This window comes from Vibrio cholerae (genome assembly GCF_008369605.1).
Lineage (GTDB): Bacteria > Pseudomonadota > Gammaproteobacteria > Enterobacterales > Vibrionaceae > Vibrio > Vibrio cholerae.
Map to the genome: position 1 here is coordinate 676,313 of NZ_CP043556.1, position 25,368 is coordinate 701,680.

General features: G+C 47.7%; 21 protein-coding genes. 8 read left to right on the forward strand and 13 right to left on the reverse strand.

Translation table 11 applies throughout. The features are described from left to right. Nucleotides 1–158 precede the first annotated feature (158 nt). The gene (locus F0316_RS17115; RefSeq protein ID WP_000647550.1) at nucleotides 159–911 is read left to right on the forward strand and encodes a phosphatase PAP2 family protein; all 753 of its coding nucleotides are present in this window, start codon (nucleotides 159–161) and stop codon (nucleotides 909–911) included. 57 nt (nucleotides 912–968) lie between these two features. Here F0316_RS17115 and F0316_RS17120 read toward each other — a convergent pair whose 3' ends face one another. From F0316_RS17120 to F0316_RS17145, 6 genes are all read right to left on the reverse strand, one after another. Continuing rightward, nucleotides 969–2,753: a M28 family metallopeptidase gene (locus tag F0316_RS17120; RefSeq protein WP_149560754.1), complete on the reverse strand. Its 1,785-nt coding sequence runs from the start codon at nucleotides 2,751–2,753 to the stop codon at nucleotides 969–971. A 246-nt stretch (nucleotides 2,754–2,999) separates the two neighbouring features. Beyond that, nucleotides 3,000–4,217 carry a serine/threonine transporter SstT gene (gene sstT / locus F0316_RS17125; protein ID WP_046126309.1) on the reverse strand — a complete coding sequence of 406 codons (1,218 nt, stop codon included), beginning with the start codon at nucleotides 4,215–4,217 and terminating at the stop codon, nucleotides 3,000–3,002. Nucleotides 4,218–4,558: 341 nt separating this feature from the next. Then, complete coding sequence (locus F0316_RS17130; RefSeq protein ID WP_000774104.1) at nucleotides 4,559–5,011, reverse strand: copper chaperone PCu(A)C; 453 nt, start codon at nucleotides 5,009–5,011, stop codon at nucleotides 4,559–4,561. Nucleotides 5,012–5,024: 13 nt separating this feature from the next. Next, nucleotides 5,025–5,606: an SCO family protein gene (locus F0316_RS17135; protein WP_000042305.1), complete on the reverse strand. Its 582-nt coding sequence runs from the start codon at nucleotides 5,604–5,606 to the stop codon at nucleotides 5,025–5,027. Continuing rightward, entirely contained in the window at nucleotides 5,603–6,022 is a 420-nt protein-coding gene (locus F0316_RS17140) for a hypothetical protein (protein WP_000992656.1), read from the reverse strand. Before F0316_RS17140 ends, F0316_RS17135 begins: the two co-directional genes overlap by 4 nt. A 201-nt stretch (nucleotides 6,023–6,223) precedes the next feature. Next, a complete protein-coding gene (locus F0316_RS17145) occupies nucleotides 6,224–7,135 on the reverse strand; it encodes a DUF368 domain-containing protein (protein WP_001108568.1) in 912 nt (303 codons plus the stop codon). Nucleotides 7,136–7,688: 553 nt separating this feature from the next. Between F0316_RS17145 and gltS the strand changes: the two genes are divergently transcribed. After that, entirely contained in the window at nucleotides 7,689–8,915 is a 1,227-nt protein-coding gene (gene gltS / locus F0316_RS17150) for a sodium/glutamate symporter (protein ID WP_001071807.1), read from the forward strand. A gap of 78 nt (nucleotides 8,916–8,993) precedes the next feature. Here gltS and F0316_RS17155 read toward each other — a convergent pair whose 3' ends face one another. Beyond that, nucleotides 8,994–9,752 (reverse strand): PilZ domain-containing protein, encoded by a 759-nt coding sequence (locus F0316_RS17155; RefSeq protein ID WP_001088586.1) that lies wholly within the window; start codon nucleotides 9,750–9,752, stop codon nucleotides 8,994–8,996. 131 nt (nucleotides 9,753–9,883) lie between these two features. Here F0316_RS17155 and F0316_RS17160 point away from each other — a divergent pair, with 131 nt between their 5' ends. Next, a complete protein-coding gene (locus F0316_RS17160; RefSeq protein ID WP_000024344.1) occupies nucleotides 9,884–10,168 on the forward strand; it encodes a GNAT family N-acetyltransferase in 285 nt (94 codons plus the stop codon). A 367-nt stretch (nucleotides 10,169–10,535) separates the two neighbouring features. After that, entirely contained in the window at nucleotides 10,536–13,655 is a 3,120-nt protein-coding gene (locus F0316_RS17165) for a S41 family peptidase (protein ID WP_235189056.1), read from the forward strand. A 186-nt stretch (nucleotides 13,656–13,841) separates the two neighbouring features. On the opposite strand, the gene F0316_RS17170 is transcribed toward F0316_RS17165, so the two are convergent. The 6 genes from F0316_RS17170 to deoD all read right to left on the reverse strand — a co-directional run bounded on the left by F0316_RS17170 (nucleotide 13,842) and on the right by deoD (nucleotide 20,943). Beyond that, complete coding sequence (locus F0316_RS17170; protein ID WP_000364997.1) at nucleotides 13,842–14,972, reverse strand: HlyD family secretion protein; 1,131 nt, start codon at nucleotides 14,970–14,972, stop codon at nucleotides 13,842–13,844. Continuing rightward, a complete protein-coding gene (locus tag F0316_RS17175; RefSeq protein WP_000478181.1) occupies nucleotides 14,972–15,361 on the reverse strand; it encodes a DUF3302 domain-containing protein in 390 nt (129 codons plus the stop codon). The genes F0316_RS17170 and F0316_RS17175 overlap by 1 nt, the downstream gene beginning before the upstream one ends. A gap of 134 nt (nucleotides 15,362–15,495) precedes the next feature. After that, nucleotides 15,496–17,076: a GGDEF domain-containing protein gene (locus F0316_RS17180; protein ID WP_032469811.1), complete on the reverse strand. Its 1,581-nt coding sequence runs from the start codon at nucleotides 17,074–17,076 to the stop codon at nucleotides 15,496–15,498. Beyond that, the gene (locus tag F0316_RS17185) at nucleotides 17,057–18,544 is read right to left on the reverse strand and encodes a tetratricopeptide repeat protein (protein ID WP_032469378.1); all 1,488 of its coding nucleotides are present in this window, start codon (nucleotides 18,542–18,544) and stop codon (nucleotides 17,057–17,059) included. Before F0316_RS17185 ends, F0316_RS17180 begins: the two co-directional genes overlap by 20 nt. 154 nt (nucleotides 18,545–18,698) lie before the next feature. Beyond that, nucleotides 18,699–20,168, reverse strand: coding sequence for a hypothetical protein (locus F0316_RS17190; protein ID WP_001132381.1), 1,470 nt, complete (start codon nucleotides 20,166–20,168; stop codon nucleotides 18,699–18,701). Between the two features lie 64 nt (nucleotides 20,169–20,232). Beyond that, a complete protein-coding gene (gene deoD / locus F0316_RS17195; protein ID WP_000224891.1) occupies nucleotides 20,233–20,943 on the reverse strand; it encodes a purine-nucleoside phosphorylase in 711 nt (236 codons plus the stop codon). A 321-nt stretch (nucleotides 20,944–21,264) separates the two neighbouring features. On the opposite strand from deoD, the gene F0316_RS17205 reads away from it, so the two are divergent. Genes F0316_RS17205 through F0316_RS17220 form a run of 4 tightly spaced genes read left to right on the forward strand, consistent with a single transcriptional unit; the run spans nucleotide 21,265 to nucleotide 25,353 of the window. Beyond that, nucleotides 21,265–22,218 carry a YbgA family protein gene (locus tag F0316_RS17205; RefSeq protein ID WP_001195140.1) on the forward strand — a complete coding sequence of 318 codons (954 nt, stop codon included), beginning with the start codon at nucleotides 21,265–21,267 and terminating at the stop codon, nucleotides 22,216–22,218. Continuing rightward, nucleotides 22,208–23,005, forward strand: coding sequence for a MerR family transcriptional regulator (locus F0316_RS17210; RefSeq protein ID WP_000226968.1), 798 nt, complete (start codon nucleotides 22,208–22,210; stop codon nucleotides 23,003–23,005). Before F0316_RS17205 ends, F0316_RS17210 begins: the two co-directional genes overlap by 11 nt. Before the next feature lie 9 nt (nucleotides 23,006–23,014). Continuing rightward, on the forward strand, nucleotides 23,015–24,424 hold the full coding sequence (gene phrB / locus F0316_RS17215; RefSeq protein ID WP_149560755.1) for a deoxyribodipyrimidine photo-lyase: 1,410 nt from the start codon (nucleotides 23,015–23,017) through the stop codon (nucleotides 24,422–24,424). A gap of 8 nt (nucleotides 24,425–24,432) precedes the next feature. After that, nucleotides 24,433–25,353, forward strand: a complete 921-nt coding sequence (locus F0316_RS17220; protein WP_000270236.1) for a L,D-transpeptidase family protein — start codon at nucleotides 24,433–24,435, stop codon at nucleotides 25,351–25,353. Nucleotides 25,354–25,368: the final 15 nt, after the last annotated feature.

Here is a 25,368-nt window from a genome sequence, read left to right on the forward strand (position 1 = left end):
AAAAATTTAGTTACATTATTGTTATTTGGGGGTTAATAAATTTAGTGGCAAACCGAAGAGGAAAATGAACGTTTTTTTCCAGCAAATTGACACGATATTGGCATTACCGGACAGAGGTTTTCTACAATGCGCATACTGTGTTCGGGTGGAGTATGGTTATGAAAGCACGCATCATGAGCTGCAAACGTGCCTTGGTTTTACTGCTGACGTTTGTCCTTCTATTAATTCCTTTAACCCTGTTGTCGCTGCAGCTGGATTTTACGCAACCTGTAAGTGATTCAGTTGGCCGTGCCATGACGTACTTAACGCATTCTGCAGGCAAAGAGGGCTTTCTATTCACATTGTTCTTTTTGGTGTGCTGGGTTGGGTGGCGTTGCCACATTCCTCGTCATCAATGGCTGAATAAATCCATTCAATTAATGCTGTTACTTGGCTTGGCCATGGTGCTAAAAGTGGGGATGAAAGTGGTTACTCAAGAGCCGAGGCCATACACTGAACTGATGACCCAATCCTTACTGCTGCCTAATGCTGGCCATTTCTATAAATTAGCGCAACCCAAGCAAGAAGCCTTAATGTTGGCGATGGAAGAGAAAGTGAGCCCTTGGCGGGTGATGCACTGGCAAGGGGAAACGGATTTTTCTTTCCCATCTGGGCACACGGTGTTTGCCCTGGTCTGTTTGCTCTATTTTGGTAGCTTATTAGCGGAAAAAAAGCACTATCTCAGTCTCGGTGCGCTGCTGATTTGGGTGAGCGGAGTGGCGTATAGTCGATTGTGGCTTGGTATGCACCATCCGGTGGATCTGCTTGGTGCGGCTTTGTTGGTCGGCGTATTGTACTTATTGGTTCCGCAGCAATATCCATTGCAACACCCACGTTTTAAGCCGTGGTTACGACGTTGGCATCTGGTATAAAAAATGGGCATTTGATGCCCATTTTTGGTTTGAATGCATGTCAATCGATGAGAGAGATCAGAATTTCTCTTGATCGAAATCGCCGTGGAAGTGGCCGTGATCCGATTCACTGTGTGCAGCTTTCAGTGTCGTACCAATCCGGTGTTTTTCTACTGGCTGTATACGGAAGCTCTGTTTTGCCATTGTTTTAGGCTGAGCACTCACCTCTGCCGGGAATAGGATTTTGCTCATGGCATAGTAGGTGGTGACATAGGCCAAGGCTTGAGTGTTTACATACAGAGCCTTTTGGCTGATGTTGTTGAGATCATCACAAGCTTGGTGATAACAGTGGTCGTAAGCCACATCAATTTCACCGCCAAATTTCACCACTTCTTCCGCTGTTTTGGTTTTTTCTGCTCCAGTGAAGAGACCACCAAAAGCGACCCCCCAATCGGCAAACCCCGCATAGTCGGAACGTTTAGAAAGCGCTTGAGGAATGGTGCCTTCTCCTTTATCGGTGAAAAATTGATTGAAGCGAAGTTCGATGTCTGAAGTGCCAAATGGTGGCTTGAAGTCCCCCGTGTAGGCGTTATCTGGGCTATCTTTGGTATCCGACAGATCGCCATCCATAACCCCGAAAATGTAGTTGGGTGAGCCAATCATATCGAAGTTCAGATAGAGCTTGATTTTGTTGAGCTGAGTATAACGAGCTTCAACAAGATCTTTTTGTGCCTCGGTCAGTTGCGCTGGGTCGCTAATACCGAGTTCATCCATGATTTGCTGTTGGGCTTGCTGGTAAATAGGCTCGAAAAGGGTTTTGGTGTAGTGATTTGAACCAACCAACCCAGCTTCTTCCGCAGCCCACCAAGCAAAGCGGACTTTGTTTTTCACGGGAACTTTGAGCTTAGCGAGCTTCTCTGCATATTCTAATAAGCCTGCGGTGCCGGAGCCGTTGTCATTAATCCCCGGGCCTTCAGGGACTGAGTCTAAGTGAGCACCTAGCATGACGATTTGGTCAGGATTTCCTTTGCGAGTTTCGGCTAAAACGTTCTGTGTCACAATCATCTTATCGTCAACATTGAGCGTTAGAGTGACAGGTATCGCCGCAGATTGAGCTGCATCGAACCAGTTTTTACCCAGTTGGAAAGTCACAGCGAATGCCGGAATCGTTGCTGTGCTGGTATTGCTTAAGGTGCCACTGAATAAGCCAGTACGGCCTGCACTGTTGCCTTGGTTGAATACGATCACGGCTTTAGCACCAGCTTTTTGAGCATTGACCACCTTGTCGCTAAAGCCACAAGTGCCGCGCTGGATAACGGCAATTTTCCCTTGTAGGTCGATCCCAGTAAAATCCGAGGCTTCACAACCATCACTGCCATCGTAGTTGGGAGAAGAAAAGTCAAAGTCAGGGGTGATGAAAACTAATTCACCGGTTAATTCTCCATTAGAGCTGCCTGCATAAGAGAGTACGGAAAAATCGCCTTCTGTTCCTTCCGGCGCTTGTTTAGCGCTGATCAGATCAACACCGGCGACATTCAGTTTGGTACCGCCAAGCTCTGTCCAAGAACGAAAATCAAATTCTTGAGTCGTCACTTCGTAACCGAGCTCTTTCATCGTTGCGATAATGTAATCAACGGACTCTTGATAGCCCTGTGAGCCCGCTGCACGAGTAAGTGAGGTGCCATCTGGAGTAGGGGAAGCGATTCCTTCAAGCGTTTGCAGGTGAGCCACCACATCACTGCGACTGATGGATTGGCTGACTTTGTTAGCAACCCATTGAGGGTCGTCCCAATAACATCCACTCAGTAATACGGTGCTGATTGAGGTGGCGAGTAAAGTTTTGGTTGTAGTGCGTACTTGCATCATAGACTCCTTGTGTCAAGTTGACAGAGTCATTGTTTCGCACAACCATTGTTGATTAAATGTTAATTTTGTGTATTTTTCTACATCATGAATTAAGGTCAAAGATTAATGAGAAATAAAGCAACTGATTGCCTAATGTGAGAAAGTTGATCACAGAAATTAGATATTAACCCATTGTTATTAATGGATTTATTAATAAAAAAGACGCCCATTGGAGCGTCTTTTCACAATCATTAAGCGGAAAGTTTAAGCGCGCTTTTCATGCTCTGCTTGGCATACGGCTGCCGTGAAGAGTACGTCGGTTGAGCTGTTCAGGGCTGTTTCGGCTGAGTCTTGAATCACGCCGATAATGAAACCTACTGCAACAACCTGCATCGCGATGTCATTGGAAATCCCAAACAAACCACACGCGAGTGGAATAAGGAGCAATGAACCGCCCGCTACTCCAGAAGCACCACAAGCCGAGACCGCTGCAACCACACTGAGAAGTAATGCTGTCATCAGATCCACTTCAATACCCATGGTGTGTACCGCAGCAAGAGTCAGTACTGTGATAGTAATTGCTGCGCCCGCCATGTTGATAGTCGCTCCCAGTGGGATAGAGACTGAGTAAGTATCTTCATCGAGTTTGAGTTTTTCACACAGTGCCATGTTGACCGGAATATTGGCAGCACTTGAACGCGTGAAAAATGCAGTAACCCCACTTTCACGTAGGCATTGTAAAACCAGAGGGAAAGGGTTACGGCGAATTTTGTAGTAGACAATCATTGGATTGACGACCAGAGCGATAAAGGCCATTGCGCCAAGTAGAACCGCCAGCAACTGCGCATAACCAGCAAGTGCATCAAAGCCTGTAGTGGCAAACGTTGAAGCCACTAAGCCAAAAATACCGAAGGGTGCGAGACGAATGATAAAACGCACGATTTGGGAGATGCCGTGGCTAAGGTCTTCAAACACAGCTTTGGTGGTCGATGAAGAATGGTGCAGTGCCAAACCTAAACCCACGCCCCAAGCTAAAATGCCGATGTAGTTCGCATTCATCAAAGCGCTGACTGGGTTATCGACCAGCTTGAACAACAAGGTGTTGAGCACTTCGGCAATGCCTTGTGGCGGTGTTGCGCCTTCAGCGCCGGTTGCAAGTACGAGCGTGGTCGGAAATAGGAAACTTAAAATAACTGCGGTCAGTGCTGCTGAAAAGGTGCCAAATAGGTACAACACAACGATTGGACGCATGTAGGTGTGTTGGTTTTTCTTCTGGTTGGCGATTGAAGATGCCACCAAAATAAACACCAGCACTGGAGCTACGGCTTTCAGTGCGCCTACGAATAAATTACCAATTAATCCCACTTTTTGAGCGTTTTCTGGTGAAAAAGTAGCCAGCGCTGCACCTAATAGGATGCCGGCTAAAATTTGTAAGACCAGATTTCCACGCACCAAACGGGCTAGAAACGAGTTGTTCTGCATAGTTATCCCTGCGAATCATAAAAAATTTGAATTATTGTAGCTTCAGTCATTAATCCTGAAGGGCTCCAATATTAACCGCACAAGATAATGTGTCTACCGATAATTGATATTTGCCGTGATAAGTTGTGTATTTTGAGAGGAAGTAAGTAATTTGTTGCTTAACGTTGATAATGCAGAGATTCCTTATCGTTTTTGTCGTCTGGGTATAACAAGGGCAACAAAAAAGGGTGAATCCATCACCCTTAATTTTTGAGATATTCACTTCCTACTTGAAGCGACAAAACTTTGGACTGCAATCAGGTCTAAGGTTTGTTGTTGAGCGAGATATGCGTCCAAGAGGCTTAGTGTGAGCTGTGCTCAGCCATACCGGACATCACTTTTTTCACCGGTGCCGTAATCATTTGCTTCTCACCGTTTTTAAACGTGATTTCCACCTCGATGTTCTCACCCTCTTGCAGTGGCTTTTTCAATTCAAGCAACATGATGTGAAAACTGCCCGGTTTGAGCACTAAAGTCCCTTGAGCGGGGATCACAAACTCAGGAACTTGGCGCATTTTCATCACATCGCCTTCTTTAATGACGTCATGCAGCTCCACTTTGGCAGCCACTTCGCTGCTGGCGGAAACAATGTAGCGCTCCACATCACTGTGGTTCATGACTTCACCAAAAAAGGCGCTATTGACTGCGGCAGGAGGAGTCGCGCGCGCATAAGCTTGGTGAACCATGATGTCTGATTGAGCTAAAGCTGATGTGCTAAGCAGTAGGCTAGAAAGAAGCAAGGTGTTCAGTTTCATTAAATTATCCTTTTTATTGAATGACTTTCTTTATGGCATCCACGATGGGTGTGGGGTCTTGGGTATGCGGCACTTTATTGATCAAGGTGCCATCCGGCTGCAAGAAATAGAAATAAGAGCTGTGATCTAAGGTGTATTTCAGCTCCGAATTGGGTAATTCGGTTTTACGAAAAATCACACCGTACTTTTGCGCAATCTGGTTGGTGGTTGCAACGGAGCCAGACAAACCTTCGATCATTGGATGAAAGTAGTGGGCGTATTGTGCGGCGAGTTTGGCATCATCTCGCTCCGGATCAAGGGAGATAAACATCGGGCGTAACTGCGCCTTCGTTTTATCATCGACTTGGTTTAAGGCTGCGGAGAGCATAGCTAAAGAGGTTGGGCAGACATCTGGACAACGTGTAAAGCCAAAATAGACAATTCGAATTCGTGGGTCGGCTTGATCGAAAATGGCGACAGCTTGCTGATTGTCCCCCGATAAGGTCAGTGGGGTAGTCACCTGTGCGGCTAATTTCTGTTGGCTATCCAAATAGGCTTTGATACCAAATCCTAGGGTAAACGCCACCACTAATATCAATGACCAATTCTTACTCATCGTTCCATCCTAATTGCTGGGTAAACCGTCTGTTTGCCATCGCTAAGCTCACCAATCCAAGTCATCGCATCCGAAGTACAAACGGGCAGAATAATGTCGGCACTGTATAGGCCATCACCGTTCGAGGATAAAGAAAACTTGGCACTGCCCATATTCATCTCAAGCCCCTCTAAAGTGAGGATCAAATTTTGTGCATCCGTATTGGACCAGTGTACGGTGAGCCGATTGGCAACTAATGGGTGGGCTTTATCTTGAGCTAGGGTCATGGTGACACCCGCTTGCTCACAGCTTTGCTGTGATAGTTGACAGTAATCGTTAAGATCAGGTTGAGGCGACTGGAACCAAGCAACAAGGTCGCTGGCAAAAAAGCCAGCCCCAAGAGCCAGCAGGATCGCAATCCCTTTCAGTGCGTTCATCACATCGTATTCCGAAGTTGCGTGAGTGGGGAAGATGTTAGCATGCTCTCTATCCGTTTCGAGATTGAATACTGAGGAAATGTGCCGTGGCTCTTAGAAAAATCAAGGCGATATTGTCTTTCTACTTGCAGAAACCGCAGTACTCGTGAGGAAACTTCACCACCGCATTGTGCGGTGGTGAGCCAGTATCAAAGCGGTTGGCTACTTTTCGGCGTATTTTTCTAAACCGAGAACTAAAGCGACCGCGGCTAGCATGAGCACCAGCGCTAACAACCACTGTGATGGCTGTGACGTAAGCGTTTCAAATTCAAACGGTGATAGGTTGCGTTGCAGCAGTGGTACTTGCTCTCCGCTGGAATTGACCCGCCAAGAGAGCGTTTCTTTCCATGGCCAAATTTTAGGCAGAGTGCCGAGCATCAATCCGGTTAGGAAGGTCAGAGTCACATCGCGGTAACGGCGTAAAAGCCATGACAGAACATGCGAAAAACTGAGCAATCCAATCACACATCCGGTTAAGAAAATCAGCAGAATGTCCAGTTGGAAGGTTTTCACTGCGCCCAAAACAGGCGCATACATACCGATCAGCAGTAAGATAAAGCTGCCGGAAATGCCAGGCAGGATCATGGCACAAATCGCAATCGCACCAGAAATCAGCACATTGATGTAAGTGGGCTCAAGGTGTAGTGGTTTAAGCACGGTAATGCCGTAGGCGAAAATGGCTCCGGCAATCAGCCACAGGAAACGAGAAAGCTTTTTTTGTTCGACTTGGCGCAGCATATGCCATACCGACACCAAAATCAGGCCGAAGAAGAATGACCAAATAGGAATAGGATGCGTGACTAATAGCCAAGAGATAAGTTTGGCTAAGGTGGCGATGCTGGTAAAAATGCCAACGAATAGCGTGATCAAAAAAAGGCCGTTGATGTGACGAAATACTCCTGCCAAGCCTTGCGCTTTCCATACCTTGAGTAAGCTAGGATTGATGCGGCGAATGCTTTCAAGCAGAGTATCGTAAATGCCAGTAATAAAGGCGATGGTGCCGCCTGATACACCCGGTACCACATCAGCGGCGCCCATAGCCAGACCTTTTAAATAGGTGCTCAAGTAGTTCATTGTTTTTCCTGCCAATTGAATAAGGCCGTCATTATACCTGTTCTTTGTTAACTTGCAGCCAGACGCGATGTGTCTCCTGCATGCTCAACAATGAGGTTCATATTCATATTGCGGTTTGTTGCAAATTGCAATTTGCAAATTGCAACAAATGATGAGATGAGTGAGAATTTTCTGACAAAGTATCACAAAAATCAGGGGTTAATTAGTTGGCACGCTTCGTGCATTAGTTTAGGTGACCCTTGTTAAGCCGAGGGTCACCTAGCCAACTGACGTTGTTAGTGAATAGTATTGTTCACATCATATATAAGCCAATCGCGGTTCTTGCGATTGGCTATTTTTTTGTCTTTTGGGTATGATCGCCCGCTATTTTCACTGCTTTTTTGTTGATAATTAGCATTAAATGGAAATTTGTCCGTGCAATATCATTGCTTTATGTGGCCTTGTGGCCGTTTATTAGAGGATAACTATCGCTGATGTTGTGTTCTGGTGTCACCTAACGGGTCAAGACACCCGCTTATCAAGGAGAGATGAGCCTGAATAATAAAGAGGTACTATGAATCAGATCATTTCAATTGGAGCATTAGAGTCTTTTCTTATTGCTATCAGTGTCCTGTTTTTAGGTCACTTTATTAATGCCAAATTGCCCATTTTAACCAAGTTCAATATTCCAGAGCCGATTGTGGGTGGGCTTATCGTCGCCTGTGTGATTACTGCGCTGCACTTTCACGGTATTGATATGGAATTTTCACTGCCGCTGCAAAATGTCTTCATGTTGATGTTCTTTAGTACGGTGGGCCTTGCGGCCAACTACACCCAACTGATTAAGGGTGGCGCGAAGGTGTTTCTGTTTTTAGCCGTGGCTTCGGTGTTCATCATTATTCAAAACGGTGTGGGCGTTTCGCTTGCAGCAGGTTTAGGCTTAGATCCTTTACTGGGCTTGATCGCAGGCTCCATCACACTCTCTGGAGGCCATGGCACGGGAGCGGCTTGGGCAAACACGTTTGCCGAAAATTATGGCCTTGCCAATACGTTAGAAATCGCGATGGCATCTGCCACTTTTGGTTTGATCATCGGTGGGATTATCGGCAGTCCAGTCGCGCAGAAACTGGTTGATAAACATGGTATTGAATCTGAGTATGGGCGCGGCACACAAACCCACTCTCGTTTTCCTGAACTGGTCACTTATAACGAATATGAAGAAGATAAAGTCACCGCCAAAAAGGTGATTGAAATCCTGTTTATCTTGCTCATATGCGTTACCGGAGCAAAATACCTAGAAGCTTGGGTTAAAACCTTTGAAATTCGTTGGTTGATGATCCCAGATTTCGTTTACGCCCTGTTTATTGGTGTCTTTATCACCAATCTGCTCGAAGTCACTAAGCTGCGTAAGGTGGATGCGGAGACGGTGGATATTTTAGGCACGGTTTCTTTGTCGCTGTTTCTCGCTATGGCTCTGATGAGCCTGAAATTGTGGAATATCTTCGATTTAGCACTGCCGTTTTTGGTGATCCTCGCTATTCAATCGGTCGTGCTGGGCGTCTTTTGCTACTTCGTCACCTTCAAAGTGATGGGGGCTAATTATGATGCAGCGGTGATTTCGGCTGGGCATTGTGGTTTTGGTTTGGGGGCAACGCCTACCGCGGTGATGAATATGGGATCGGTCGTAAAACGCTTTGGCCCTTCACCACAAGCGTTTATGGTGGTGCCGATCGTCGGTGCTTTCTTTATCGACATCGTTAACCTAATCATCTTGCAGGGGTACATTTCATTTTTGGGATAATACCGAGCTAGCCCTCCACTTCACGCACAAGACCCCGAGCCGCGATGATCGTGGCTCGGGGTTTTTAATCCCAATTTGTTACGCCTTTTTCTCGGCATTAAGAGTCAGTTTGGTGCCGTTAAACTTAAGCTGTGCGAGCAAGTTTTTGGCGTTATTTCGACCCTCTTCATTGAACTCTAAACCATAACGAGCATGGTGCAGTGATCGCTGCAAGTTACAGATTTTTCCGGTCAAAGGCGGGAAGGTTTTTGTGCCCCGCAAGTCTGAAAAAATCTCTAACGCGACCAAATCTCCCACTTGGTACGTTTTGCCTAAAGGCGGCGTGATGAAACGGCAACCACTGCGTGATAAATCGCGCAGTTCACAATCCCCACGATGCTCATCAAACAGTACTTTGCCGACTAAATTTAGCTCAAATCTCGGCTCTTTACGTAATTGAGAGACTTGCATGGTATTGGGAATGGAGAGAAAAGCCATGGGAACCGGCTCTTGTAAGATGTGCATCAGTTGGCTGCGGAAATGGATCAGCGCTCCTTCACCGCGTGGTGAAATCGCGCGAATATTCATCCAAAACCCTTCTTGGAAGAAATACTGTAGATCATCAGCCGATATTTTGGGCATTTCCACCAGTAAAAACTTATCCGTATGAGTACCAATAAACGGAGTGCGGCAGACGAATTTTGTTCCGACAGGTGTCGTAATGCTTAAGGTCAGCTCACTACTGTGTTCAACCATGGCCAGCGCATCCGTGCTGTTGATGGTCGACACCGTTTTACTGCGTGGAGTCTCTGTTTGGCCATCATTATTATCAATTTTTTCAGCGGGCCGTGAATTCATTTAACTTCTCCGTGTTGCGATACGACGTCGATGGGGTCGTAGAGTCCATTGAATTCTATGGTGAGATAAGTGTAGATTCAATTCAGCGAGTCACCAACTAATTTGATCTATCTATCAGAAAAGGAGTAAGCATGGCAAATACAGTGCAACATGATGCCAATAACCACTGTTATCGCGTGGCTTTGGAAGGGGAATATCAAGCCGTAGTGAAATATCAGCAGCAGGGAACGGTGCTGCATATTACCTCAACCCGTGTACCGGATGAGCTGCAAGGTAAGGGATACGGCAAAGTGATGATGGAAAGTGTGTTGCCTGAAATTGAACGTGCGGGTTTAACGATTGTGCCCGTCTGTAGTTATGTCGCACATTATCTTGAGCGTAATCCTGAGTGGCAGCATTTGCGTCATCGTCCCTAGTGAAAGGGTCATGCTATACCCAAACAACTTGGAGTTGCAGGTAGGCGGCAAGTAAGTGAATCCTCATGAGCATAGGCAAACTATGTGATTGGGCTGAACGAGCGTAGCCAACACCGCTGCAGCTTCAAGTAGGAAGGGTATAAAGAGCATCGCTGGCTTTAAATGATTTAGACGTCCTAGTCATATTGAGGTAGCTTATTGTTGAATCTCAACATATTGATAAGGAAAGGCGATGCATTTGCCGCATTTTGCTCTGAGCTCAGTGCTCTCGCTAACGTTGTGTGCGATACCGAATCTTGGTTTTGCAAGCTCCAACCAGACTGAAGATTCCACGCAGGCTCGGCCGACTTGGTTGAGGGATATTGCGTTGTCCCCCGATGGTCAAAAGATAGCGTTTACTTATGCAGGTCAAATTTGGCTGGTGCCCGCTCAAGGCGGTGATGCCGTGGCGCTCACCGAAAGCGGTGTGTACAGCGAAACGCCGATTTGGTCACCTGACAGCCAATCGATCGCTTTTACGGCTGATCGATATGGTCTTGGTGATGTTTTTATTCTCTCGATCCAAGGTGGTGAGAGTCGGCGCTTGACCTACCACGGAGCGAAAGATATTCCGTATGCGTTTTCGGCTGATGGTCAGCAGCTCTATTTCTCTTCTCGCCGACTGGGCGATGATAAAGCCAATGCGAATGTTAAACAGGGCAGCTTTATGGCTCAGCTTTACTCGGTGCCTGCAGCGGGAGGACGTGAGCAACGCGTTTTACCTATTGCCATCAGTGATTTAGCCATATCGCCTTCCCATAGTGACATCCTGTATACCAATCAACCCTCTGATGAACAGCCGTGGCGTAAAGGTGCGGTATCCGATGCTACACGTGACATTTGGCAATGGTCCCCGCGCACGGGCAAACATACCCAAATCACCACTTTTCGTGGCGAAGACCGCAACCCTGTTTGGAGTGCAGATGGCTCCTCTATGTACTATCTGTCTGAACAAGCGGGCAGTTTCAACATCTGGCAGCAGCGATTTGATGGTTCAGAACCCGTACAAATCACCGACCACCAAAAGCTGCCCGTTCGTTTCTTAAGTGCCAGCTTACAAGGCGATTTGGCCTACGGTTTTGATGGCGAAATTTGGCGACTGAAAGCCGGAGCTAAGCAAGCAGAAAAAGTGCCGGTCTCCATTCGTCGCAGCGCGATGCCTGATGGCCGTCATAATGTGAATTTTAACCTTGAAGCCACGGAAATGGTGGTCGCGCCGAATGCCGCTGAAGTGGCGATTGTGGCACGTGGCGATGTGTATGTGGTCTCTTTGCTTTCCGGTTTAACGCAACGAATCACCGATACACCAGAAGCGGAGCGCGATGTTTCCTTTTCCAGTGATGGGTATCGTTTGATCTACGCTTCTGAGCGTGAGGGCAGTTGGAATCTTTATCAAAGTTATGTGAATGATGGTGGGAAAAGCTTCTCCTCCTCATTGGATATTATCGAAGAGCCGGTGCTGACGACGGAGCAAGATGTCATTCAGCCACTCTATTCTCCTAATCTTAAACGGATTGTTTATCGCGAGAATCGTAATACGCTCAAAGTGTATGACATCGAACAAGATAAAACCTATACCTTGCTGGATGCTCATGCCCTCTACTCGTATTTCGACAAAGATCTGAGTTACCAGTGGTCGCCAGATAGTGAGTATATCGTCACTCGCGATCGGGCGATGTCGAATGGCGACATTCAGCTACTTAAATTTGATGGAAGTGAAGCGCCTATCAATTTGAGCCAAAGTGGTTTTTCTGAGTTTGCCCCACAATTTAGTGCCGATGGACAGTGGGTTTACTGGCTAACCGATGCGAAAGGTTTGCGCGATATTGATGATATGGTGGTGCAGTATGATGTGTACGGTGTTGCGCTCAATCGCGAAGCCAAATTCAATTTCAATAAAACCCAAGAGCAGTTGTGGCTTGAAGAGGAAATCGCTGCAGAGAAAAACCTTGAGCCTAGCCAAAACCCACCAGCAGAGTTAACGGTGGTGGAAAATAAAGGGCTTAAGCAGCGCACTATGCGTATGACTCCTACCTCACTCAATATTATTTTCAAGCACTTAACACACGATAACCAAGCACTGATCATCGCTTATCAGTTGGGAGACTCAGTACAAATTTCAGAAATCAATCTGCGCAGTGGGGAGATGACGGCGCTGTTTAACCGCTTGAGTGAAGATGCGGCTTTACTTGCGATGGCTTCTGATGATGCGAGCCTTCTGATCATGGGGGAGCACGGTATCGAGAATCTGAATGTCTTGACAGGTGAGAGCAAGTTTGTTCGTTATGAAGCCAAGGCTAATTTCGATTTTCGTGCAGAAATCGCCTACTTGTTTGATCATGTTTGGCGGCTTACCCAAACCAAATTTTATGACCCGCAAATGCATGGTGTAGATTGGCAACAGTACGGTGATTTGTATCGTAAACATCTGCCGAGCATTCGTACCTACAGCGATTTTGCCGAGTTACTGAGTGAAATGGTCGGGGAGTTGAATGTCTCCCATACAGGAGCCTTCTTTATGGCTGGTAACTCCAGTTGGGAGGAGCCCGCATCCTTAGGGCTTTACTATGATGATCGTTACCGAGGTAAGGGCGTGCGTGTGAAATCACTGTTACCCGGAGGCCCAGCAGATACTTATCAATCTCCGATCAAGGCAGGAGCGATTATTTACTCCGTAAACGGGAAAGAAATTAGCGATCAACAGGATATTTATCCGTTCCTGAATTTTACCCAAGGTAAATTAACTCGTTTAAGCGTGCTGGTACCGGGGGAGGAGAAAGCGCAAAACTTTACGTTAGTGCCGATCACTCTTGAAGAGGAAAGTGAGCTGCTTTATGAGCAGTGGGTTGAACAGCGCCGAGCCTTAGTGGAGACGCTCTCCGATGGACGCCTTGGCTATGTGCATCTTGCCGCGATGGATGCTGCCAGCTTTGAACAGATGCAAAATGACATGTTTGGCCTTGAAAAAGACAAACTCGGCTTAGTGGTCGACGTGCGTTTTAATGCTGGAGGTTGGCTGCATGATCAAGTGATGGAGATATTGTCTGGAACGCGACATTCAGTCATGCAGACACGTGATGGTTATGTGGTCTCCTCTTTCCCTGAGCGTCGCTGGGCGAAACCGAGCATTATGCTCGCCAACGCAGACAGTTATTCAGACGGTTCGATCGTACCGTATTTCTATCAAAAAGAAGGGCTAGGAAAGCTAGTGGGCGAAAGGGTTCCCGGTACTGGTACGGCAGTGATTTGGGAGCAGCAACAAGAGCCCGGATTGATGTACGGAGTGCCGCAACTCGGTATCAAGGATGAGCAAGGTCGTTGGTTTGAAAACCAAGAAATCATCCCAGATATTTTGGTTTATAACGATCCGGAATCGGTTGTCGCCGGCGAGGACCGCCAGTTGGCTGCCGCCGTAGAAGCCCTGCTGCTCGAGATCTCCTCAAAATAAACAGTAAGCCAACAAAAAAGCCGCTCGATTGAGCGGCTTTGGCGATGACTCTATCCCCTTCCTACTTGAAGCTGCAGCGGTGTTGGCTACGTTCGTTCCCCCCAATCTCAGTGTGTATCTATGCTCATGGGGATGAACTCACTTACCGCCTACCTGCAACTCCAAGTCGTTTGGGTATACAGGCGATCAGTGATCGAGGTAGAGGTAGTTCTGCCAACTTTTCATGCGGATAAGTACTTTTCGCATGATAGAAACATGTTCAAAGCTGTCAGAGTACACCGCGACTTCAACCGCAGAACCCATAGGCAGATGGTACTGCGATAAATCATCAGTAATGCGCAGCGTTACAAAAACGCGTCCAGAGGTTCTGAGCGCGTCTGTCCCAAGTAAAGCACCACGGGCTTGGATTTGGCTTTCTCCGATCGCGGGTAGCACTTCAATCACCTCTCCTTTAAATACCTTACCTGGCAGTGCGCGGAACATAAATTCAGCGGCAAATCCCGGTTGTAGACGTTGTAGAGAGTTTTGGCGGAAAGCCGCAGTGTAGATTTTCTCTTCCGTATGCACAAAAGTCATGACAGGAGCTAGAGGCAAAGGGACAGACATCATGCCCGGACGCAAAGCCAACTGGGTAACATAGCCATCCGTTGGGGCACGCACGATGGTTTGCTCCAAATCGAATTCCGCTTTACGCAGTTCCGCTAAGAGCTGAGCGACCGTGGTATTTTCACCGCCGACTTCCGAATCTAAAGCGATTTGGGCTTGCTCTTGTTTTGACTGTGCAACCTCCAAGGCGGCTTGCGCGGCTTTGTAAGCTTGGCGAGTGGTATCCATTTGCTGTTCAGTAAATGCGCCACGTTGATAACCACGTTGATAACGATCATATTCACGTTGCGCTTTGTCTCGCTCTGCGATGGCTTTGAGTACAGCCGCTTGCGCCTCTTTTAAAGTGGACTCTAACCCCAAGGCCCCTTGACTCGCTTCTTTGACTTTGGCTTTTAAGCGAGCAACGTCAGCCTCGAAGGGGATAGGATCAATACGGAACAGAACATCACCTTGTTTCAGTGGCTGGTTTGGTTTCACAGGAACTTCCACCACCCGTCCTCGTACTCCAGACACAATCGGAGTGGTCGAATAGACTTGGCTTCCCAACTGAGTAAAAGGGTGGTTGTAGTTCATCAGCAAGATCAGGGTTCCAATCAGTATCACGCCGCCGAGCACTGCGGTGGGCACTGTCCACTTATTGAGTGGAATTTTGAAAACCTTAAAAACTGCAACACACAGGGCGGTGTAAGTCAGGATCAGCAGTAAATCCATTATTGCTTCTCCTCTGATGTTGATGCCGCAGGGGTAGATTGAGGTACTGAGAGAGAAGAAGTTTTTAACGTCTCTAGTTCGGTACGCAATTGTTTTACTTCATCAATCAAAACGTCGACCCGATGGTGAATGTCATGTTGCTCGGCTTCCAATTTCTGAAATCCCCAGCCACGTTCTTTGCGCCATAATGTTGCCCAAATCCACAAAAATGGCCAAAGGGCGTGCAAAGTGAATAAACTTACCCAACCTGCATAATGAATGGCATCTTGGTGTGGGTGTTCGCGTTCTTTGGCAATTTCGTAAGGGATGTCGTGGATAACAATAATTCCGTAGAAAATCACTAGGGCGACGAAGATCAGCAACCCGAGTGCAAAATAATCAAGAAACATGAAATAGTCCTTTAGAGGAAGTTAAGCACAATGGCCAAGTGGCCAGAAACCACTAGACACCAATCCATAATAGAAGTTCGATCACCCGTCATATAATATTCAGACGCGATCACATCGCACAAATGCTGCTCAGCCTACTCAACACACACTTGGTTACGGCCATTGGCTTTGGCGCGATACAAAGCTTTGTCAGCGCGGTAGAACGTACGTTGGGTATTTTCCCCCTCGCGATGCAAGGTGATACCGATACTGACCGTCAGTCCCCGTTCGCCAAGTACGTCTTGCCATGGGAAATCAAAAATACGTTGGCGATAGGTTTCGGCATGCATTTGTGCCATATCACTGGTGACGTTTTCCAAAATCACCAGAAATTCCTCGCCACCGAAACGTACGCAGGAGGCACCACGGAATTTAAAGTAACTCGCCAGTTCACTGGATACATTGACAATCGCTTTATCCCCTACCAAATGACTCAATTCATCATTGATCGATTTAAAGTGGTCAATATCAACGACTAAGAAAGCAAACGGGGTTTCGTGCAGCAGCAGATCTTTCAGCTTCACGTCCAACCAACGGCGGTTATGCAGTTTTGTCAGTGGATCGGTGAACACATCTTGCTGTAGTTGCAAAACCGTATTCTTCTGGCTTTCGGTGGTTTCTTTTAGCTCACGATTTTCTAATTCCGACAAAATCAGTTTAAGTTGCAGCTCAAAGCGCGATAGGCGGCGTAGCTGAATTGGACCTAATTCACTGATGGGGATCCGCTTCATCAAATCGCTTTCGATGCGAAATGCTTTCTTTTCGTAAACCAGTGCGGTTTTGTACATTCCTTCGAGTTCACACACTTCGCTGAACGCTTCATAGAGGCGTTTTTCAAGGAAAGGGGAATGAATGTTTTGTAAGCGCTTTTCAGTGCTACCCAGCAGCATGGTGGCAAAATGCGCCTTACCTGCTTTAGAGAGGCAATGCGCTAACTCGATGCGTAGCATGCTTGATAGCCAATCCGATGGCGTCAGCGATGACGAATACTGTGCATTGGCGAGTGTCATCATCGCCTTTTGCACTTTGCCTTGTTGCAGATAAAGCTTGGCTTGATAGAGCATGATCTGCCCAGTCAGCAGTTTATCGCTGACCAGAATGCTCAACTCATCACACTCTTTTATCAGATCATTGGCCGCTGCATAACGACCAAGGCTGATGTAGCAAGCCAGCATATACAGTTTGTAACGCAGGCGCAGTGAGCGGCTAGAAATCGCATGATCTATGCTGTCAATCTTTTGGTAGTAGCGTAACGCACGGCTGTGATCGCCATAAGCATCACATAAATTGCCCATTCCGAGCACCGCAAGTACGTAGTCATCAATCATGCCATGCTCAACGGCGATGTTGGATATCGCCACGTATTCAGACAGTGCCGCGACATATTCACCATGGTCGAGTAAACGCTCACTCAAACTGTGTTTGACCGAGAGCATTAATTCCAGATCCGCGGGTAACTCTAATAGGGAAAGAGCAGCGCGCAGCTCTTCAATACTGGTTTGCCACTGTTTCATTTCGCGGCGGTATTCGGCGCTGATGATGTAGCTTTGTGCACGCTCTTGGGCGGTGGTTGCCACGTGCTGTCTGACATGGTTCCAGAAAATGATCGCCTCTTCACCAGCGACAGCGGCCGCATCCAGTCCCGCTTCTTTGATCTTATTGAGCAGGGTTTCCATACGACTTTTCCTGTGCTTGGCTACCAATCAACTGTTCCAGCGTAAACGGGAAGGACAGAATATCTTGCAGCATGATTTTGGGGAGTGGTCCATCTAATCCCTTACGGTGCCAAGGATAAATTTCAATCATTTTGGCCATCACTTGGAATATTTCGAGTGCAGCATCACCTTTTTCGGCCAGCAATAGCCCCAAGCGGTCGCTGCTGATCCGTGACAGTAAATCTTGCGGAGCGCAGAGTGAGTGAATCACCTCGGTGCACACATCAATGTATTTGGCGTTGGGATGCTGGATGACGACAACGGCATGATTGGATTTTTTCAGCTCGGTTTTGAACAGTACCAATTGTTCCCACCAATAGGTTTCCGATACCACGTTGGAGAGATGTTTTTCCGGGTCAAACTCGTGTTGACCACGAATTCGGTTGATCAGTTTGCGCGCTCGCTGTTCAAGTTGGCGTTTCGATGAGCGGGCTTTGTCCATACCCACGCGCAGAGTTTGTTCTCGCAGCATCATCACCGTGTAGCGACGGTATTTTTTAAACGCGGTTAAGGCCGCCTGAGGGTCGCCATTTTCTTCTGCAACGCGGGATTGTTGATAACAGATCTGCGAAAGAAGCTCGCCGTTATCGAATGAACTGGCCGCTTTTTCCGCACTGCTGAGCAGCTCGGCAGCCACCGAGAAATTTTTACGCAGCAGTTCTAGACGAGCACGGCTGATAAACGAGTGCGCTTTCATCCAAGTGAGATTATTTTCAACCGCCAGTTCATGGGCTTTGCGAGTGGCTTCTTCTGCATCTTCAAGCCGCTCTAAGCCAAGCAGAGCCAATCCACGGAAGTCCCACACTTCGGCTTGCCATGTCACATTGCTGTTGTTTTGCAGCACCTCTTCAGCGCCATCGAGCACGGTCAGCATATCCACGTACTGATTGAGATGGTACAGATCCCATGCCCACAAAATTCGCGCTTTGCCTTCCAGCCAATCAATGCGGGTGTTATTGGCAACTTTGACGGCCAGTTCGTGGGTGGAACATGCGAGTTTGTATTCGCCCGTGATCCGCCAGATGTTACCAAGGCCAATCAGGCACTCAATCTCAATCTCTGGTTCATCCACGAGTGCGGATTGCTCTAAGGCATTAATCCAAAATTGTTGGGCGGTGTAGTATTTGGCTTGTCCCCAATGATGTAAGGCATGGATATGCAGAATCTCAGGCAGGAAATGGTCCGTCTCAAGATTGAGCTGATTTTGGTAAGCCTCTTTGATGTACTTAAACCCTGTGCGATAGTCCATTTTGCACCAGAGGCAGCGGGACATAATGATCAAAGATTCGATAATCGCTGAGGTAAAGTGAATTTGCCGAGCTCGGATTAAGCACAGTTCCGCTTGGACGAATACCTTCTCAGGCTCAGATTCGATGCGTGATCTGAGCTGCTCTATTTCTAGTTCAAGAAGATATTGGCTTTTGTCCAAAATACAGTCGTCCTTAGGCGATTTCATGCTCGTCATGGCTTACCCATTATAGGGAGAAGACGCCATTAAACACGATTTCATGTGAAAAAACGGACACTTTTATCAAGTCATTCGATAATAATTAGTGTTATCTCACACTCTTCCTCTAAGCAATTTAGGACAAAAGTTCCTTTAATGTTAGAGGATGCTGCGATAAACCTAGGTTTTGTGCCGCAGTAAATCCATGTTTATCTTGGTAGCATAAATTGTGCCATGCACGGAATATGTCCAGCAGAGGCTGGATCCCGCCCGGCCGCAGTTTACGACGTGGCTCATTGATGAAGGACTCGAACAAGAGCTGGAATCGATTCTGATAGTATTCGATTTGTCTTATGGAGGCGTGCTGTAACCAGTGTTGTGGGTCAGGGTTGCTGCCTGCTAAATAACAAATCCCTTTGGCTTTGGTGCCTGAATGAGCGATAGCCCAACGATCACGCCACCACCCCATGTGCACAATATCGGTTTTCTCCAATGGGCTTTGTGTCTGCCAATCCGGATCTTCCTCTACGTACATAAGGTCAACATTTTGACATCGGATTCGGGACAAACTGACGCTTAACGCCGCAGAACGTAATAGAGGATCTTGCGGCATGAAGATTGAAACTCGTTTGCCTGGGTCGCACATATCCAGCACATGCAGATAATGGGCGTAGGAGGTGTAAGGCGGCCGGATCACTGCGCCTTTTGAGGGGTAGTGAAACTGTGCCAAGTTGCCCATCGGATCTTCGACGTTGGCACGCGCCAAAATCAGTTGGTAGCGGTTATCAATCCGTTCCCGTAACAAGGTTAACGCTTTATGGGGTGTGGCCTGCGCTTCTGCGGCATAACCTTGCGGCACAAAACGTGCTGGCGTTTGGTAAGGATCGTGGTCTAGGCTGCCCGTCGGCTGTTCATCGGCAGAGTAGTTAAGATGTTGGCACAGAATGTAACCCGTTTGCGCATCACCGGTAGCAATCCAGTAAACGCCATTATGGCTGTGTGCCTGCAAGGGTTGGTAATGCGAGGCAAATTGATACGCTTTGGCATGGTTTACCCAGCGTGCATCAATCATTGCCAATTTGCGACGACAACGGCTGGCGATATGGTCGAGATGGTCGTAAAAGGTTTTCGGATTGATTGACAGCTTGCGGCAAATTTCGCGCACGGAATAACCTGTAAACAGTAACCCGAGCAGAGATTCTTGGAAGTTGAGCTTATGATTGGCGCCTGACCATTTATCCACAAACGTCGAGTGGCAGGCTTTGCAACGATAACGCTGGCGATCGCCACTGTAACCAAAGGCGTGATAAAGCTGTTTGTGAGTATGGACGGATAATCCCGTGTTCGGGCATGCCGGATTATGGCAAGCCGGTAGGCCATCACTGTGCAATTGGCGTAAGCGGTGCAGTTCGTTCACCACATCGCGGTTATTAAGTAAGGGGGGGAAAGCTCCACATTCACGACAAACCATCGCTGGCCGTTTCGGGTTTACGCGTTGCAAAACATAATGCTTTGCTTCACTCAATCCAAAGTTGTCACACGCCAATGTTTTACAAAAGTTGAGTTGTAAACCTTCTGCGTCCGGTGGTAGTTGGTCGTTAGGCACGATCTCCCCCTCGGGGTACTCGAGGCCGTCAGGCTGAGTGGCCTGACGGTAATAACAAGATAGATTAGATGTTGATGGCAGTTTCAAGCGCAACTTTCATCATGTCATTAAATGACTTTTGACGATCTTCTGAGCTGAGTTTTTCGCCACGTAGAATGTGATCCGATACCGTCAGAATCGTCAGAGCGCGTGCGCCGAGATCAGCCGCTACACCGTAGATACCGGCCGCTTCCATATCCACACCTAAAATGCCGAGTTTTTTCATCTTTTCGAAAATCTCAGGCTCAGGGGTGTAGAACAGATCGGCAGAAAATACGTTACCCACTTTTACTGGTACTTGCTGAGCACGAGCTTGGTTAACCGCCGTTTCCAGCAAGTCGTAGTCGGCGATGGCCGCAAAATCATGGCCGCTGAAGCGGATGCGGTTCACTTTTGAGTCAGTTGATGCACCCATACCGATCACCACGTCCATCAGTTTGACGTCATCACGTACTGCACCACAGCTGCCGATACGAATGATGTTCTTCACACCATATTCTGCAATCAATTCATGTACATAAATGCTGCAAGAAGGGATGCCCATGCCATGACCCATCACAGAGACTTTTTTGCCTTTGTATGTGCCTGTAAAGCCAAACATACTACGTACATCGCACACTTGCTTGACGTCTTCCAAGAAGGTTTCTGCAATGTATTTCGCACGTAGTGGATCGCCCGGCATCAATACGGTTTCAGCAAAATCACCAGGTTGAGCGTTAATGTGTGGGGTTGCCATGGTTATTCTCCAATTCAATTTCGCCAACAGACAAAGATACTAATTACGGATCCTGTTGGCTCAAGGCTTATCTGTTGTGCCAATACTAGCCAGTATCCACAAGGCTACTTGAGAGAGGTGTCACAAAATACTCTCTTTTAAAATCGAAACAGGTCATTGATAACGAAATCTGTTGAAACTGATAAGGCAAACGTTGAGCTAATCGTTTGGTTGGTAGGGTTGGAAAATTCTGTACAAAAAAAATATTTGTACAGTACAAAATCACGTGCTATAGATCTTGTACAGAAATTTTCATTGTATAGATAAGTGTTGGAGACTCGTATGCAGACCACGCCACTCAAAATTGGGATCAGTGCTTGTCTACTTGGAGCGAAAGTACGCTTCGATGGCGGGCATAAAATTAGCCATTTCGTGACCAATGAGCTCGATCGTTACGCGGAGTTTGTTTCTGTTTGTCCAGAAATGGGAATGGGGCTACCTGTTCCGCGTCCCACATTACGACTTATCTCGGAAAATGAACGGATTGCCTTGGTGGAAACCAAAGACAGCTCGCGTGATCACACCGCCGCGTTAGAGAGTTACTCACAGCAGAAAGTTGCTGAGTTACAACATGCTGAGTTGTGTGGCTACATCGTCTGCGCAAAATCACCCAGTTGTGGTATGGAGCGTGTCAAAGTCTACAAGCACAATGGCACCGAAAAAGAGGGCGTTGGCGTCTATACCCGAATTTTGATGGAAAAAATGCCGTGGCTACCGATTGAAGAAGATGGTCGATTGAATGATCCGGTCTTGCGGGAAAATTACATCACCCGAGTTTTCTGTTTGCATGATTTTTACACCAGCATGGGCGATGCGCCGAGCGCGAAAAAAATCGTCGAATTTCACTCTCGCTACAAATTAACCCTGATGGCACATAACCCGCAGGCGTATCGCGCGTTAGGCCGCTTAGTGGCGAATGTGAAACAGTATCCATTGGATTCTTTTATCCAAGAGTACCGCTTAGGTTTGATGCAAGCTCTGGCTCACCGCGCTAGCCGCAAAAATAACACGAATGTGCTGATGCATTTGCAAGGTTATTTCAAGCGCTCGCTGAACAAATTACAAAAAGCCGAACTGGCTCAAGTGATCGAGAGCTATCGGGTGGGTGAGCTGCCACTGTTAGCGCCCATCACGCTACTCAAACATTATCTCGCTCTGTTTCCTGATGCTTATCTCGCTCAGCAGCGCTACCTAAACCCTTATCCTCAGGAGTTGAAACTACGTTATGGTTTGTGATGAAAAACGTTACGCGATAAGAGAAGTCGCGGAAATCACTGGGGTTAAACCAGTCACCTTACGTGCGTGGCAACGTCGGTATAATCTGGTGCAACCCGATCGTACCGAAAAAGGGCATCGCCTGTTTACTGAACAGGATATTGAGATGATCCGTCAGATCCAGAGTTGGTTGGCGAAAGGGGTCGCGATTGGAAAAGTGGGCGCGTTACTACAAAGTGGGGTGTCTGAGAGTGAGTCTATCCCGCAACCCGTGGGTCAGCTCGAAGAGTGCGAAACACTTCTTACGGCGCTGGCAGCGCTACAACGTTCCAAAGCGGAGCAGATTATTGCGACCGTGCTTAAAGAGTATCCGCTCAGCGTGATGCAAGCACAGTTTGTACAACCCGTCACAGAAGCCCTTGAGCGAGTGAAAGGCCCTTTGCGTTCACTACAGATTGGCCTGTTTCGCACGCTCATGCTCAGCAAGTTAGCTTTTATTCTTGATGCCGAAAACAAAGCGGCAGTGAAAGGCAAATGCTTATGCATTAGTTTGGATGAAGCTGGATCGCTGAATGCTTGGTTATGGGCTCTGGCGTGGGCTGAAAATGGTCACCAAGTGACGCTGTTGGAAGCCGTCGATGATATTCGTGGTTTGCTAGAGAATCCGGGATTAGCGCAATACCAGATTCTGGCTCTGCACGCCCATCGAGCACTACCTGCGGCTCAACAGTCAGCATTAGCGAGCCTCCAACAGCAGTTTGGCGAGCAGTGTGTACTATCGAATGTGCTACAACAGCTACAATCTTAGGGAGTTGGTATGAGACTGGTTTGGTTTCGTCGTGATCTGCGCAGCTTTGATAATACAGCGCTCACCGCCGCGTTAAACAGTGGCGATCCGGTTGCGGCGATGTATATCGCTACTCCAGAGCAGTGGCATCAGCACCATCTAGCGCCTATTCAAGCCGATTTGATTTGGCGACGTTTGGCAGAGTTGCAACAAGAGCTTGCTGCGCTTAACGTGCCACTTTTTTATCAGCAAGTCGCGGATTTTCAAGCGGCGGCTGTGGCGGTTAGCCAGTTGGCGAAAACACTTAATGCCACACAAGTTCTCGCCAATCGTGATTACGAATTGGACGAGCAGCAACGTGATCAATCGGCACAGCAGTTACTGAGCGAACAAGGGATAACATGGTCTGCTTTTGATGATAAATGCGTATTACCTCCCGGTTCGGTGCGCACGAAACAGGGCGAATTTTTTAAAGTGTTCACCCCTTTCAAGCGCGCATGGCTCACTCTTTTTCAGCCGCCTGTGATTGGAAAAAATCGTCCTGCAGCGCTTTGGGACGTACCGAGTGCGTTGGCCGAATTGGTTTGGCATCCAGAACAAACATTCGATTATCCCAGAGTAGACAGCACACCATGGGCTGCGGACTTTGAGACTGTGCGCGCTCAATTGCGTGATTTTTGCCGTGAGCGAGTGCAGGACTACCATCAAGCGCGTGATTTTCCGGCTAGGGAAGGCACCAGTTCGCTCTCACCCTACTTGGCGATTGGCGTGTTATCGGCACGTCAATGCGTGGCTCGCTTGTATCACGAGTCATCAATGGGCGAACTCAGTGAAGGGGCACAAGTCTGGTTGAGCGAACTCATCTGGCGTGAGTTTTACCAGCATTTGGTTGCAATTGAGCCTAATCTTTCGAAAAGTCGTGACTTTGTGGAGTGGGGGGCGCGTTTGGAGTGGTGGAATGATAACGAAAAGTTCCAGCTCTGGTGTGAAGGCAAGACAGGGTATCCGATCGTCGATGCGGCAATGCGCCAACTGAACCAAACCGGATGGATGCACAATCGGTTACGGATGATCGTGGCGAGCTTTCTTACCAAAGATCTACACATCGACTGGCGCTGGGGAGAGCGCTATTTCATGAGTCGCCTGATTGATGGTGATTATGCGGCCAACAATGGTGGTTGGCAGTGGTGTGCATCCACTGGGTGTGATGGACAGCCCTATTTTCGAATTTTTAATCCGGTCAGTCAGGGGGAGAAATTTGACCCGAATGGCGACTTCATCCGCCGTTGGGTGCCGGAGCTGCGTTCAGTCTCTTCGGCTTATATTCACCAACCTTGGACTTATCCGGCTGTCAATAGCGTGTTATATCCTGCGCGACTAGTTGATCATAAGCAGGAAAGAGAAGTAACCTTACGTCTGTATAAAACAGCGAAGGGATAACCAAAAAGATGTGGTGGAAAGTTTGGGTAATCGGTTGTGCATTGGCGGTCAGTTGGAGTATCAATGCCGCCGTGTTTGATCTACCTATCGAAGGCAGTAGCATAGTCGGTAACACGCAATATCATAAAGTTGAGAAAGGCGAGACTTTAGCCGACATTGCAAAAAAATACGATATTGGCTTCCTAGCATTAATGGCTGCCAATCGTGGAGTCGACCCTTTCTTACCCCAAGAAGGTTTTGTCATCTCTATCCCTGCAAAGATCATTTTGCCGAAAGTGGCCTATGAAGGCATTGTGATTAACCTTGCTGAGTTACGCCTTTACTATTTCCGTCCTAATGAAGGTAAAGTGCATATCTTCCCCGTCGGCATTGGGCGTATCGGCCGCGATACGCCTGTGATGCAAACGTCAATCAGCAGCAAGCGCAAGTACCCAACTTGGACGCCGCCAGCATCGATTCGCAAAGAATATAAAGCCAAAGGGATTGATTTGCCGCCAGTCGTGCCCGCAGGCCCAGAAAACCCGCTCGGTGATTACGCGATGCGTTTGGCTTATGGTTCTGGAGAATATCTGATTCATGGAACCAACAAAGATTTTGGCGTAGGCATGAGGGTGAGTGCTGGTTGCATTCGTATGGATCCGAAAGACATTGAGTGGCTTTACCAACAAGTTGAGCGTGGAGAAAAAGTTCGGATTATCAACGAACCGATCAAAGTTGCGCTTGAACCTGATCGTAGTGTGTTTATTGAAGTGCATGAGCCGCTTACCCGCAGCAATGGCGTGAAGAAAAACTTGGTGGTACCAGAAGAGCTGAGTTGGTGGCTGCAAGAGCATAAAATCTCTGATGCAAAAGCGCGCGCCGCAGTTTTAGCACAGAATGGGGTTCCGGTCGAAATTGCTCCACCACAGTGGGAAACTATCGCCCAGTAACCTCGTTATTTTGGT

Coding starts and splice junctions, on each gene's coding strand:
- F0316_RS17115 (WP_000647550.1), top strand. CDS start 159: ATGAAAGCACGCATCATGAGCTGCAAACGTGCCTTGGTTTTACTGCTG.
- F0316_RS17120 (WP_149560754.1), bottom strand. CDS start 2,753: ATGCAAGTACGCACTACAACCAAAACTTTACTCGCCACCTCAATCAGC.
- sstT (WP_046126309.1), bottom strand. CDS start 4,217: ATGCAGAACAACTCGTTTCTAGCCCGTTTGGTGCGTGGAAATCTGGTC.
- F0316_RS17130 (WP_000774104.1), bottom strand. CDS start 5,011: ATGAAACTGAACACCTTGCTTCTTTCTAGCCTACTGCTTAGCACATCA.
- F0316_RS17135 (WP_000042305.1), bottom strand. CDS start 5,606: ATGAGTAAGAATTGGTCATTGATATTAGTGGTGGCGTTTACCCTAGGA.
- F0316_RS17140 (WP_000992656.1), bottom strand. CDS start 6,022: ATGAACGCACTGAAAGGGATTGCGATCCTGCTGGCTCTTGGGGCTGGC.
- F0316_RS17145 (WP_001108568.1), bottom strand. CDS start 7,135: ATGAACTACTTGAGCACCTATTTAAAAGGTCTGGCTATGGGCGCCGCT.
- gltS (WP_001071807.1), top strand. CDS start 7,689: ATGAATCAGATCATTTCAATTGGAGCATTAGAGTCTTTTCTTATTGCT.
- F0316_RS17155 (WP_001088586.1), bottom strand. CDS start 9,752: ATGAATTCACGGCCCGCTGAAAAAATTGATAATAATGATGGCCAAACA.
- F0316_RS17160 (WP_000024344.1), top strand. CDS start 9,884: ATGGCAAATACAGTGCAACATGATGCCAATAACCACTGTTATCGCGTG.
- F0316_RS17170 (WP_000364997.1), bottom strand. CDS start 14,972: ATGGATTTACTGCTGATCCTGACTTACACCGCCCTGTGTGTTGCAGTT.
- F0316_RS17175 (WP_000478181.1), bottom strand. CDS start 15,361: ATGTTTCTTGATTATTTTGCACTCGGGTTGCTGATCTTCGTCGCCCTA.
- F0316_RS17180 (WP_032469811.1), bottom strand. CDS start 17,076: ATGGAAACCCTGCTCAATAAGATCAAAGAAGCGGGACTGGATGCGGCC.
- deoD (WP_000224891.1), bottom strand. CDS start 20,943: ATGGCAACCCCACACATTAACGCTCAACCTGGTGATTTTGCTGAAACC.
- F0316_RS17205 (WP_001195140.1), top strand. CDS start 21,265: ATGCAGACCACGCCACTCAAAATTGGGATCAGTGCTTGTCTACTTGGA.
- F0316_RS17210 (WP_000226968.1), top strand. CDS start 22,208: ATGGTTTGTGATGAAAAACGTTACGCGATAAGAGAAGTCGCGGAAATC.
- phrB (WP_149560755.1), top strand. CDS start 23,015: ATGAGACTGGTTTGGTTTCGTCGTGATCTGCGCAGCTTTGATAATACA.
- F0316_RS17220 (WP_000270236.1), top strand. CDS start 24,433: ATGTGGTGGAAAGTTTGGGTAATCGGTTGTGCATTGGCGGTCAGTTGG.